The sequence below is a fragment of the Streptomyces tailanensis genome, assembly GCF_008386495.1.
GTDB classification, from domain to species: domain Bacteria; phylum Actinomycetota; class Actinomycetes; order Streptomycetales; family Streptomycetaceae; genus Streptomyces; species Streptomyces tailanensis.
Genome location: NZ_VTHJ01000052.1, coordinates 25,464 through 37,628, shown reverse-complemented (window position 1 = coordinate 37,628; position 12,165 = coordinate 25,464). Strand labels below are relative to the sequence as shown.

Here is a 12,165-nt window from a genome sequence, read left to right as displayed (position 1 = left end):
GTTCAGGGTGCGGCCCTTGCCGCGGGCTTCCATGTCGCGGAGGTCTTCGAGGTAGATGACGCTCGCCCGGCCGCAATCGCGTGATCCACCATGAAACGGGCGGCTGCCCTGGCGAGGGCCGCGTTCAGACGGGTCCGCCGCCGGGCCACCCGCTCCCGCTCCGCCTGAAGGACGGCGAGCTTGGCCACCTGCCAGGGGCTGGGGCGCATCCCGCGCTCCTGCCGGGAGGTGATCAGGATCCGCAGTCGGTCGATGCGGGCGCCGATGTGCTCGCCGATCAAGCGCAGCCGGTCGGCCTTGGCCAGGACTCCGGCGGCGCGGAAGAACACCGGGTGTCCGTTGGTGAGCACCCGGGGCTGGGTCTCACCGGTGAGGTGGAGGGTGCCGCCGGTGAGCAGGGTGTTCAAACCCCAGTCGAAGGCCACCGCCCGGGAGTGTCCGGCCCGTTCCGGTTTGGGGACCGCGTGTGCGTAGGGCACGTCGAGCAGCAGCCGTCCTTGGCGTACGCGCAGGGTGGGCGCGCACAAGGCGGCGTGGGCGGGGACGTGGGGTGGCAGGCGGAAACGGATCCGTACCGGATGCCAGTCGGCCCGCGATACGGGATCGGCACGCACCGGAAGCCGCACGGTCAACACCCCGTACTGAAAGGGATCTTCCGCACAGCGCTCGAGGGTGGCGAGCTGTTTGTCGACGGCCGCGAGGACCACCTGAGAGTTGAACACCCTCTGACCGCTGGGCGACGTCGAGTGAACCCGGCGAGCCCATCGCCGATCGTGCCGGACCGGCGTCAGCCCTTGGCCGTCCCCGCCGTCAGGCCGCCCACGATGAAGCGTTGGAAGGCGGCGAAGACACAGGCCACCGGGATGCTGATGACGGTGGCGGTGGCCATCAGGGCGCCCCAGGCGGTGCCGTGGGTGCCGACGAAGGCGTTGAGGAGGACGGTGACCGGCTGGACGGCGGGCTCGGCGGCGAGGGTGAGGCCGAAGACGAACTCGCCCCAGGCGATGAGGAAGGAGAGCCCGGCGACCGCGACCAGGCCGGGGGCCATGATGGGGAGGACCACCCGGAGCAGTACGCCCACCGGGCCGCAGCCGTCGACCAGGGCCGCCTCCTCCAACTCCCTCGGCACGCCCCGCAGTACGGGACGCAGCACGATCACCGCGAAGGGCAGCGTGAGGGTGGTGTCGGCGGCGATGAGACCGATGTACGTGTCGTCGATGCCGGCCCGGCGTTCCAGGATGAACAGGGGAGCCGCCAGCACGATGCTGGGCGGGAGTTGGGCGATCAGCAGGGCGAGCACCATGGTTCCGGAGCCGCGCATGGGGACGCGGGCGAGGGCGTAGGCGAGGGGGACGCCCAGGAGCAGGGTCAGGGCGACCACTCCGGAGGAGATGACGAGGCTGTTGAGGAGGGCGCGCAGGAGGGCTTCGTCGGACAGGGCCGTCGTGTAGTTCTGCGTGGTGGCCGGGGTGGGGATCCACTGCGGGGTCTCGGTCAGGATGCGATCGGGCCTGGTGAGGCTGGTGTTGACCATCCAGTAGACCGGGAGGAGGAAGGCGGCGGTGACGAGGGTCGCCGTCACCGTGAGCAACCACGGCCGTCCTCCCGCGCGGTACGTCACGCCGCCTCCCCCTCCCCGCGCAACCGCCGTACGTACACCACGCCCACGAGCAGCGGTACGAGCAGCAGAAGCAGGCCCGCCGCCGCGCCCTCGCCGAAGCGGAAGAACCTGAAGAAGATGTCGTAGACGTAGAGGGAGAGCACGCTGGTGGCGTCGACCGGGCCGCCGCCCGTCATCACGAAGATGAGGTCGAAGACCTTGAACGTGTAGACGAGGCCGAGGAGAAGGACGGTCACCGATACCGGGCGCATCAAGGGGAGCGTGATCCAGCGGAAACGCCGCCAGGTGTTCGCGCCGTCGAGGGCCGCCGCCTCGTGGAGTTCCGGGTCGATGGTGTGCAGGCCCACCAGGAGCAGCAGCATGTTGAAGGGCACGCCCACCCAGACGTTGGCGAAGATCACCCCGGCCAGGGAGGTGCCGGGGTCGAGGAGCCAGTCGTGGGCCAGGGCGTCCAGGCCGACCGCGCGGAGCAGCGCGTTGTAGGCGCCGGCGTCCTGGTCGAGCATCCAGCGGAAGAGGGTGCCGCTGACCACCGGCGGCAGCAGCCAGGCCACCAGCAGCAGGGAGCGGAGCAGGCCGTTCAGGGGGAACGGGCGGGCGAAGAGCAGCGCCAGGGCGAAGCCGATGACGAACTGGAACAGCAGCGAGCCCACCGTGAACACCACCGAGAGCCGTACGGCGTGCCAGAAGCCAGGGTCGTCGAGGGTCGTCCGGTAGTTGTCGAGGCCGACGAACCGCGGGGATCCGGCGAGCAGTTCCTGCAGGCGTACGGCGTGCAGGGACGTCCAGACGTTGTAGAGCAGCGGGTACGCCAGGAAGAGGGCGAGGAAGAGCAGGCCGGGGAGGGAGAAGAGGTACCCGGCGCGTCTTCGACGGGCGGTGAGGGGACGGGTACGGGGGCGGGCGTGTCGGGGTGGTGCGGTACGGCCATGTGGGAGAGCCGGGCCCGGCTTGCGGCGGCTTCGGTTCACCTCTCCTCCAGCGCCTTGTCGATCTTCGTGGCGGCGGTCCTCGCGGCGGCCGAGGGGGCGGTGCCGCCGGTGAGTACGGCCTGTTCGGCCTCGGCGACGGACTGGGCGGCGTCGGAGTAACCCGGGCCGTACTGGCGGGGCCGGGCCACGGGCAGCTGGCTGAGGAAGAGACGCAGGGCCGGGTCGGAGGCCCAGGTGCCGCTGTCCGCCAGGTCCTTGCGGGCGGGGAGGTTGCCGAGCGCCACCAGATACGGCACCAGGACCGAGGACCGCTGGGTGTACTCCAGGACCTCCCATGCCTTGCCCTGATGGTCGCTGCTCGCCATCACCACCCAGTTCTCGCCGCCCAGACAGGTCGCGGACTCCTTGTCGCGGGGCAGCGCGACGACGCCGTACTGCACATCCGTCTTCTTGATGGTCGGCAGCTGCCACGGGCCGTTGATCTGCATCGCGGCCCGCCCGTTGACGAACCGGGTGTTGACGTCCTGCTGGGTCCAGCCCACGCACTGCCCCGACAGCGAACCCTTGGCGACGAAGTCGTCGAGGAAGGCGAGCGCGGTCGCGCCGTCGGTCGCGAAGGTGTCCAGGTCGCCGCCCGCCTGCCACAGGAACGGCAGGAACTGGAACACCCCCTCCTCCGTCCTGATCGCGCTCATCGCCAGCCCGAACCGCTCCCCACTGGTCAGCTGCTGCGCCGCGTCCGCGAACTCCTCCCAGGTCCTCGGGGGCTTCACTCCGGCCGCGTCGAGCATCTCGGTGTTGTAGTAGAGGGCGAGGCAGTTGCTGCTGTTGGGGAGGCCGAGGGTCCTGCCCTCGACCTGACAACCCTTCCAGGGGCCCTCGTAGTACTCGTCCGCCTGGCCCCACTCCTCCACCCGCTCGGTGAGGTCGGCCAGCAGACCGCTGCCGGCGAGCGAGTTCATGGAGACGTTGTCGACGATGGCGATGTCCGGGAGGTCGCCCGAGACCGCGCCGAGGGTGATCTGCCGTTCGAGGTCCGCGAAGGGGAACGTACGGCGTTTGATGCGTACGTCGGGGACCCGGGCCTCGATGTCGTTGATCAGCCGGGCGAAGGCGGGCTGGAAGTTGTCCAGGGTGAAGTAGTCCCACCAGGTGAGGGTGACCGTGCCGCTCTGCTTGTCGGAGCCGCAGCCGGTCAGGGCGGAACCGAGACCGAGACCGAGGCCCAGAGAGGCTGCGCCGGCGCGCAGGAAAAGGCGGCGGTCGACGGGGTGGGACATGCGCTGCTCCGTGAGGGTGTGGGGGGGATGGGGGAGTGGGGGCTCAGAAATCGGAACCCGGGAGGTCCGGCAGGTCGGGGAACTGGTCGAGGTCGGGGAATTCCTGTTCGGGTTCCGATCCGGGGACCGGGCGGCAGGGGCCGGTGCTCTCCCGGAGGGAGATCAGGGGTTTGAGGAGGACGTGCCGGGGTGGGGCCTCCGGTTCGTCGAGGCGGCGCATCATCAGCTCGACGGCCACCCGGCTCATCTCCTTGGCGGGGATCTCGGCGGCGGTGAGCTGCGGGTCCACCTGCTCCGCCCAGCGGCCGGCGGCCACGCCGACGACCGAGAAGTCGCGGGGGACGCGGCGGCCGTGCCGGGTCAGACCGCGGTAGAGGCCCTCCAGCGCGGCCTCGTTCATGGTGACGAGCGAGGTGGTCGCCGGGTCGTCCAGCAGGATCCGCTCCAGGACCGCCTCCCCGGCGGTGACCTCGTCGTCGCAGAGGTACGCGTGGGGGGTGAGCACCTGCTCCGCCATGGCCTTGGTGTAGCCCTCCAGGCCGAGGTGGGCGAAGCCGTAACCGCTCCGGAAGAGCTGCTCGGACCTGTTCACGAAGGCGATCCTGCGATGGCCCAGATCGGCGAGGTGGTACACACAACCGCGGGCCAGCCCCGCGAAGTCCAGGTCGACCCAGCTGGTCTCCTCCGCCCTGCTGTTCCTGCCGATTGTCACGAACGGAAACCCGCTCCGCGCCAGATACTCGACCCGGTCGTCCTCCAACTTGATCTCCATCACGATCACCCCGTCCACCCGCCCCCCGTCGACCATCCGCTGGAACGAGGCATCTCCCGCCCGTTCCGCGGGCGAGAGCAACAGGTCGTAGTCGTACGTGGTGGCCGACTCGGCCACCCCGCCGACGAACGCCAACTGCATCCCGGTGTAGTCGCGCCCCCGCCCGGCAGGGGGATAGACCAGCCCGAGCGTGCGCGTGCCGCCGCCGCCTGCCGCCGGGGTGCCGCCCCCCTCCGCCCCACCACCCCGCGACTCGGACCCACCCCGTCCCGCAGCCGGCGCGGTCGCGGGCGAGGCTGGGGTCGGAGGGGGTGGGGAGGTCATCGTGAGTTGGCCGGGAGGGGCTGTTCGGTCCAGATGGTTTTGCCGGTGGCGGTCTGGCGGGTGCCCCAGCCCTGGGTGAGCTGGGCGACCATGTGCAGCCCGCGGCCGCCCTCGTCGTAGGCGCGGGCGCGGCGCAGGTGGGGGGCGGTGCTGCTGGCGTCGGAGACCTCGCAGATGAGGGTGCGGTCGCGGATGAGGCGCAGCCCGATGGGTACGGCGCCGTAGCGGATGGCGTTGGTGACCAGCTCGCTCACCACGAGTTCCGTGACGTACGCGGCCTCCTCGAGCCCCCACAGGGCCAGTTGGCGGGACGCCTGCGCGCGGGCGTCCGCGACGATCGCCGGGTCGGACGGCAGCGACCAGGCCGCGACCTGGTCCGTGTGCAGCGCACGGGTACGGGCGAGGAGCAGGGCCACGTCGTCGGCGGGCGTCTCGGGATCGGGAAGCAGGGCCTTGAGCACGGTGTCGCAGGCGCCCTCCAGGGACGGCACGGGAGAGGCGAGCGCCTCGCACAGCCGGTCCATGCCGATACCGATGTCGTGGTCACGGGCCTCGATCAGACCGTCGGTGTAGAACGCGAGCAGGCTGCCCTCGGGCAGTTCCACCTCGGTCGCCTCGAACGGCAGCCCGCCGACCCCCAGCAGCGGCCCCGGCGACAGCCGCACCACACTGACCGCGCCGTCCGGATACACCACGGCGGGCGGCGGATGCCCGGCACTGGCGATGGTGCAGACCCGCGAGACCGGGTCGTAGACGGCGTACAGACAGGTCGCGCCGATCTCACCGGCGTACGGCATCTCCACCTGGTCGGGGAAGGTCTCGTTGTTCCAGGTCAGATGTGTGACCAGGTCGTCGAGGTGGGTGAGCAGCTCGTCCGGCGGCAGATCGACGTCGGCGAGGGTGCGTACCGCCGTACGCAGCCGCCCCATGGTGGCGGAGGCGTGCAGCCCGTGCCCGACCACGTCCCCGACGACCAGCGCGACCCGCGTACCGGACAGCGGCACCACGTCGAACCAGTCGCCGCCCACCCCCGCCCCCGACCCGGCCGGCAGATAGCGGTACGCCACCTCGACCGCCGCCTGCTTGGGCAGATCGCGGGGGAGCAGGCTGCGCTGGAGGGTCAGCGCGTTGGTCCGTTCACGGGTGTACCGGCGCGCGTTGTCCATGCCCACGGCCGCCCGGCCCGCGAGTTCCTCGGCGAGCACCAGATCGTCCAGCTGGAACGGCTTCGAGCCCTCCCTGCGCGCGAGGAACATCACCCCGAGCGTGATCCCACGGGCCCGCAGCGGCGTCGCCATGACCGAGTGGAACCCGAACCGCCGTACGCGCTCGATCCGCCTCCCGTCCTCCCCGACCCAGCGCAGATAGTCCGGGTCGTCCAAGCCGCTGAGCAGCGGTTTCCCGGTGGCCAGGGCGCGAGCGGGCGGGGAGAACGGGGGGTACGCGTCTTGCATGCCGATGGCCACCGCCGCCTCCGGCACTCCCTCGTACGTCGACTGGTGCGCGACCCGGCGCAACCGCACCGCCGAGTCGAGCGGCCCCGGCGCCGGTTCCCGGCCCTTGAGCACGGAGTCGAGCAGGTCCACGCTGACGAAGTCGGCGAGCCGGGGGACCGCCAGATCGGCCAGTTCCTGGGCGGTACGGGACACATTCAGGGTGGTGCCGATACGGGCGCCGGCCTCGTTCAGCAGGGCCAGCCGCTGCCGGGCCCAGTGCTCCTCGCTGCTGTCGAAGGTCGCCGTGCCCACCCCGCACACCTCGCCGGTGTCCGGGTCCCTGACCGGCCACATCTCGGTGAACCAGGCCTGCTGACGGGAGGAGAAGGGCCCCGGGGCGGTGCGCTCGTAGCGCATCGGCCGCCCCTCGTCGGCCACCTGCGCGACGAGCCGCAGGAAGCTCTTCTCGGCGGCCTCCCCCGGAGGCTCCCCCGACGAGGCCTCGTCCAGCCGCCACCCCTGCGGCCCCGACGTGAACAGGGACATGGCCAGCGGCGACTGCGCGTGGGACCACTCCAGGAGAGAGGGGGCGGAGCTGTTGGGGGAGTCGGCCGAGGTGGCGGTGGCGATGGTCGTCGCCGTCACCACGTACGCCTGCACCTCACCCTCCCCGTCCAGCGACGGATACGCCCGCAGCGCCACCTCGACGCTGTGACCGTCCCGGTGCCGGAGGGCCGCCGTACCGCTCAACTCGGGGGAGTCCCGCAGATCGATCAGGGAGAACCCGGCCGGGCCGGCGCCCTCCGCCGGGACGATCAGATCGGCCGCCGGCCGCCCCACGACCTCCGCGGCCCCGTGGCCCAGCAGCCGTCGCGCGCCCTCGCTCCAGCCCATGACGACGCCTTCGGGGCTGATGGTGGCCGTGGCCGCATCGGCCGAGTACGCATAGTGACCGGATGCTGTCGGGGTAACCGGCCTTCTGGTGTCCATTCCTGCTCAATTCGCGCCGGGTGTGTCACTCGTAGTCCTCAGCCTGCTCGCTGTGCATGAAACGGACAAGTCGGACTCGCCCGGCGAGGGTGAGGCCCCGCTGACCGAATGTTGTACGAGCTCTTACCTTGCTTGGCTCTGCCCTGTTCTTCGCTTGTCCCAGCGCTGTTCGACGAGATCGAACAGTGGAGTCAGGCGCCCAGTGGGTGACCGAACTCCACGAACAGTCGACCTCCGCGAGGTGGAACAAGCGTGTCTTCCCGAGTGATACGCAGGGCCGCACTGGTCGGAGTCGCCGCCCTCACCGTCCTGACGGTCACGTCCTGCGGCGACAGTGAGACGGAGCCGAAGGCCAAGGCGAACGTGTCCGCGTCACCCCGGTCCGACGACAAGGCCGACGAGAAGAAGGAGAAGGAAGAGGGCGCCCACTGGGGTTATGACGGCGCCGGCGGGCCTGCGAACTGGGCGACCCTCGCCGAGGACTTCGAGGCGTGCGAGGAGGGGAAGGAGCAGTCCCCGATCGACCTGGACGACGACAAGGCCGTCGACGCGCCGGTGAACAAGGCCGTCACCATCGACTACAAGCCGGTCACCGCCGAGCTGGTGAACAACGGCCACACCATCCAGGCCAACGTCTCCGCAGGCAGCAAGATCGTCATCGACGGCACCTCGTACGACCTCAAGCAGTTCCACTTCCACCTCCCGAGCGAGCACACCGAGGACGGCGAGCACGCCGACATGGAGCTGCACTTCGTGCACGCCGACAAGGGCGGGGCGCTCGCCGTCGTGGGCGTGCTCATGGACGACGAGGACGACGCGAAGTCGGGCGGGTCCGCCTTCGCCGACCTGTTCGCGAAGCTGCCGGCCGAGGAAGGCGCCACCGAGAAGATCACCAAGGCCTTCGACCTCACCACGTTCCTGCCGGGCGACCGCGACCAGTACCAGTACGAGGGCTCCCTGACGACGCCGCCCTGCGCCGAGGGCGTCAAGTGGACCGTGCTGAAGGAGGAGGTCCCGGTCTCCGAGGGCGAGGTCGCCGCGTACAAGGAGCTGTTCCCCAAGAGCAACCGGCCGACGCAGCCGGTGAACGACCGCGAGGTCAGTGTCGTGGAGGACTGACCTCGCCGCTCCGGGACCGGGTCACCGGGTCCGCGTCGCGGAGTCCGCGCGCCGGAGGGCCCTGGAGCCCGGACGGCGTCCCGCGCACCGACAGAGTGCGCGGGACGCCCGCGTCTCCCCATCCTCTCCCATCTTCTTCAATGTGCTTGAACGTCATGAGCGTTGACCCGCCCCGGGAGCACCAGCACAATGAGCGCGCAGCTGCGTGAGAGCGCTCTCAAGCTAGGGAGACCCATGACCGGCAGGACCGTCAGACAAGGCCCGGCACTGAGCCGCCGCACGCTCCTCGGCACCGGCCTCGGGGTCGCGGCGGCGCTCACCGCCCTCGGCTCCGCCCCGGCCCACGCGGCGGTGCCCCGAGCGGCCGGGGCCTCCGCCCGGCGTCGCGGGCAGGCCTTCCTTGCCGCCGCCATGGACGCCTACCCGGACCACGGCGACATCCGCCTCACCCAGAGCTACACCGACCAGGCGGGCCTGTTCAGCACGGCGTTCACGTACGACAACGCGCTGGCGATCCTCGCCCACCTCGCCGTACGGACGGCGGACGGGCAGGCCAGGGCCGTGGCACTCGGGGACGCGCTGATCTACGCCCAGGAGCACGACCCGGCGTACGACGACGGCCGGCTGCGCCAGGCGTACAACGTCGGGCCGTACGTCTCCTTCGACGGGGTGCCGCAGCCGGACGGGTTCGTGCGGGCGGACGGGACAGTCAACGTCGGCACCCAGTTCGGTTTCACGGGTACGGCAGTCGGGGACATGGCCTGGGCCGGGATCGCGCTGAGCGCGCTGGCCCGGCGGACCAGGGCCCGGCGCTTCCTGGCCGCGGCGGTGCGGATCGGGGAGTGGATCGAGCGTACCGGCCGTACGGACGAGCCCCTCGGCGGCTACAAGTTCGGCGTCAACGGGGCGAACGAGAAGCTGCCGTTCACCTCGACCGAGCACAACACCGACCTGATCTGCCTGTTCGGACGGCTCGCCCGGCTCACCGGGGACCGGGTGTGGTGGGAGCGGCGGGCGCGTGCGGAGGCGTTCGTGAAGGGCATGTGGGAGCCGACCCAGGGGCAGGGCTCGTCAGGAGGTTTCTTCTACACGGGCACCAACGACGGGGTGACCATCAACAAGTCCCCCATCCCCGAGGACACCCAGACCTGGACCCACCTCGCCCTCGACTCGAACCGGTACTCCAGGTCCTTGGACTGGGCGGCCACCGAACTGGCCGTCCTGGACCACGCCGAGCGGCGCAACAGCACGGTGCCGGCCGGGCAGTCGTACGCGGGTGTCACCTTCAGCTCGGCCAGTCTCGTCGCGAACGAGGACGCGCCGATCGCCGAGTTCCAGCCGAAGCCGAACCGCAACGGCGTGTGGTTCGAGGGAACCGCCCATCTCGCGCTCGCCCTGCGCGACCGGGGCGCACGCGGCGACGAGGCGCGTGCCCGGCGGCTCCTCGACTCCATCGAACGCGCCCAGGACCTCCTCGGCACCGGCCAGACCGTGGGCGGCCGTACCCTGCCCGAACGCTCCGGCGTCGTCTCCGCCACCAGCCCCCTCGATACCGGCTTCGGCTTCGGTTACTACCCGTACCGGCACACCGGCGCGACGGCCTGGTACCTGATGGCGGCGGTACGGGCGAATCCGCTGCGGGCCTGACGGGGGCTTCAGCCCGGCAGGGTCCAGCCGTCGGCGAAGTCGCACATCTCGTCCATGGCGGCCTGCTCCTGGGCCGGTGGGTTCGAGCGGTAGCCCATGAGCGCGACGCCGTCCACCCAGCGGTCGAAGAGGCCGCCGGGTTCCGTGAAGGGTGCCGCGTGGGCCGTACCGAGTCGGCTGTCGAGGCGCAGGAGGGCACCCAGGGCGACCGGCTGGTCGTAGTGGAGGTCGGTGCGCGGCAGATAGCGGTTCAGGTACGCGGTGAGGATCTCGGCGTCCTCTTCGGTCCCGAAACGGGCCAGGGCGAAGCAGTACCCCAGTCCCGCGTACACCACCTCGCTGTCGAGCAGCAGTTCGCCGATACGGGTCCGGTAGGAGGTCCGCCGGGACACGCCGATCAGCCAGGCGGCGGTGAGGCGGGGCCGCCAACCGAAGGAGAGGAGGAGGTTCAGGTCGGCGTCCGTGATCGACGAGGCGTCGACGAGCAGAGGGTGCAGGAAGCGCCTGCGGGTGGCTCCCTCGAACCGGCGGTAACGGCCGCTCAGCAACTCGCCGTAGCGGCCGATGCTCCGTCGGTCGGCGCGGGGGAGGACGTAGCGCCGTACGGCGTGCCAGTACGCGGCCTCCTCCTCCGGGGTCCCGAGCAGACCACTCGACGTGTGCGGTTCTCTCCGGGCGGTCATGGCGAAAGCGTAGATCCCGGCGAGCGTGGATCCGGCAAGCGCAGATCCCGGCCGGGCGAATCGCCGTCCCCAGCGGCGTACTTGAAGAGTCCTTAAGTAGTCCTTGACATGAACGACTAGCATCCCCGCCGTAACCGGTCGTGGATGGGGTGGGTGTCGTGCTGGAGGCGGGGCCTCGGGTCGCTGTCGCCGTGGTGACGATGGGCAACCGGCCCGCCGAGGTGGACGCGCTGCTCACCTCCGTGGCCAAGCAGGACGTGGCGCCCGAGCGGATCGTGATCGTGGGCAACGGCTGCCCGCTGCCCGAGTTCGCGGAACGGCTCGGTCTGACCGGCGAGGTCACGCCCATCGAGGTGGATGAGAACCTCGGCTGCCCCGGCGGCCGCAACGTGGCCATCGAGCGGCTGCGGGAGTTCGGGGACGTCGACGCCGTCGTCGAGCTGGACGACGACGGCCTGCTCGTCGATCCCGATGTGCTGCGCCGGGTACGGGACTTGTACGCCGCCGACCCCCGGCTTGGGATCGTCGGGTTCCGGATCGCCGACGAACACGGCGAGACCCAGCGGCGGCACGTGCCGAGGGTCGGCGCGAAGGACCCGATGCGGGGCGGCCCGGTCACCGGCTTCCTCGGCGGCGGACACGCCCTCTCCATGGCCATGCTCGCCGAAACGGGCGACTGGGCCGCCGAGTTCTTCTTCGCGCACGAGGAGACCGACCTCGCGTGGCGGGCCGTCGACGCCGGATGGACCGTGCTCTACGCGCCCGAACTCCTCCTCCAGCACCCGAAGACCTCACCGGCCCGCCACGCCATCTACTACCGCGTGAACGCCCGCAACCGCGTCTGGCTCGCCCGCCGCTGGCTTCCGCTGCCCCTCATCCCCGTCCACCTGGGCGTATGGGTGCTCATCACCCTGCTGCGGGTGCGCTCGGCGGCCGGACTGCGCGCATGGTTCGGCGGCTTCACGGAGGGCTGGCGCACATCGGGCGGCGAGCGACGGCCCATGCGCTGGCGGACGGTGTGGCACCTCACGCGGCTGGGCCGGCCGCCGATCCTCTGACACTCCGACCCGACAGCGACTTCTCCCACGCACGAAGCGCTGTGCCCCGGTCGTTCACCTCCACCGACCGGGGCACAGCGCTTTGTGCGGTTTTTCGGATCCGGCAGCGGCGGCGGCACTCCCCCGAGCTACGCGTAGTACGCGTGCGCCGTCGGCGCCGGATCCGATGAAGTGATCACATCAGGTCCCGCCAACGGATCGCTAACATGAGCCCAACGGTTCCACGGGGAGCCGTACGGGAGGCGGCGGTGAAGTCGCCGCGGGGCGGGCCCGGTTCGGCGGTGCGGGAAGGCAGCGGGCGGG

10 protein-coding genes are annotated in these 12,165 nt (G+C 70.9%); 3 read left to right on the top strand and 7 right to left on the bottom strand.

Features of this window, described 5'->3' with window-relative positions; all coding sequences use genetic code 11:
• Positions 1-2: 2 nt before the first annotated feature.
• From F3T56_RS33640 to F3T56_RS33615, 6 genes are all read right to left on the bottom strand, one after another.
• Entirely contained in the window at positions 3-722 is a 720-nt protein-coding gene (locus F3T56_RS33640) for a hypothetical protein (protein WP_149829134.1), read from the bottom strand.
• A gap of 65 nt (positions 723-787) precedes the next feature.
• On the bottom strand, positions 788-1,621 hold the full coding sequence (locus F3T56_RS33635; RefSeq protein ID WP_149829133.1) for a carbohydrate ABC transporter permease: 834 nt from the start codon (positions 1,619-1,621) through the stop codon (positions 788-790).
• Positions 1,618-2,592, bottom strand: coding sequence for a carbohydrate ABC transporter permease (locus F3T56_RS33630; RefSeq protein ID WP_149829132.1), 975 nt, complete (start codon positions 2,590-2,592; stop codon positions 1,618-1,620). Before F3T56_RS33630 ends, F3T56_RS33635 begins: the two co-directional genes overlap by 4 nt.
• Positions 2,589-3,833, bottom strand: coding sequence for an ABC transporter substrate-binding protein (locus F3T56_RS33625; protein WP_149829131.1), 1,245 nt, complete (start codon positions 3,831-3,833; stop codon positions 2,589-2,591). The genes F3T56_RS33630 and F3T56_RS33625 overlap by 4 nt, the downstream gene beginning before the upstream one ends.
• A gap of 43 nt (positions 3,834-3,876) precedes the next feature.
• A complete protein-coding gene (locus F3T56_RS33620) occupies positions 3,877-4,746 on the bottom strand; it encodes a LacI family DNA-binding transcriptional regulator (protein ID WP_342787020.1) in 870 nt (289 codons plus the stop codon).
• Between the two features lie 179 nt (positions 4,747-4,925).
• A complete protein-coding gene (locus F3T56_RS33615; protein WP_149829129.1) occupies positions 4,926-7,355 on the bottom strand; it encodes an ATP-binding SpoIIE family protein phosphatase in 2,430 nt (809 codons plus the stop codon).
• A 252-nt stretch (positions 7,356-7,607) separates the two neighbouring features.
• Here F3T56_RS33615 and F3T56_RS33610 point away from each other — a divergent pair, with 252 nt between their 5' ends.
• Complete coding sequence (locus tag F3T56_RS33610; protein WP_149829128.1) at positions 7,608-8,474, top strand: carbonic anhydrase; 867 nt, start codon at positions 7,608-7,610, stop codon at positions 8,472-8,474.
• Between the two features lie 234 nt (positions 8,475-8,708).
• Entirely contained in the window at positions 8,709-10,121 is a 1,413-nt protein-coding gene (locus F3T56_RS33605; protein ID WP_149829127.1) for a Tat pathway signal sequence domain protein, read from the top strand.
• Positions 10,122-10,129: 8 nt separating this feature from the next.
• Here the strand turns inward: F3T56_RS33605 and F3T56_RS33600 are convergent, their stop codons facing one another.
• Positions 10,130-10,804, bottom strand: coding sequence for a DUF6000 family protein (locus F3T56_RS33600; protein ID WP_246204146.1), 675 nt, complete (start codon positions 10,802-10,804; stop codon positions 10,130-10,132).
• A 200-nt stretch (positions 10,805-11,004) separates the two neighbouring features.
• Here F3T56_RS33600 and F3T56_RS33595 point away from each other — a divergent pair, with 200 nt between their 5' ends.
• A complete protein-coding gene (locus tag F3T56_RS33595) occupies positions 11,005-11,862 on the top strand; it encodes a glycosyltransferase (protein WP_246204153.1) in 858 nt (285 codons plus the stop codon).
• Positions 11,863-12,165: the final 303 nt, after the last annotated feature.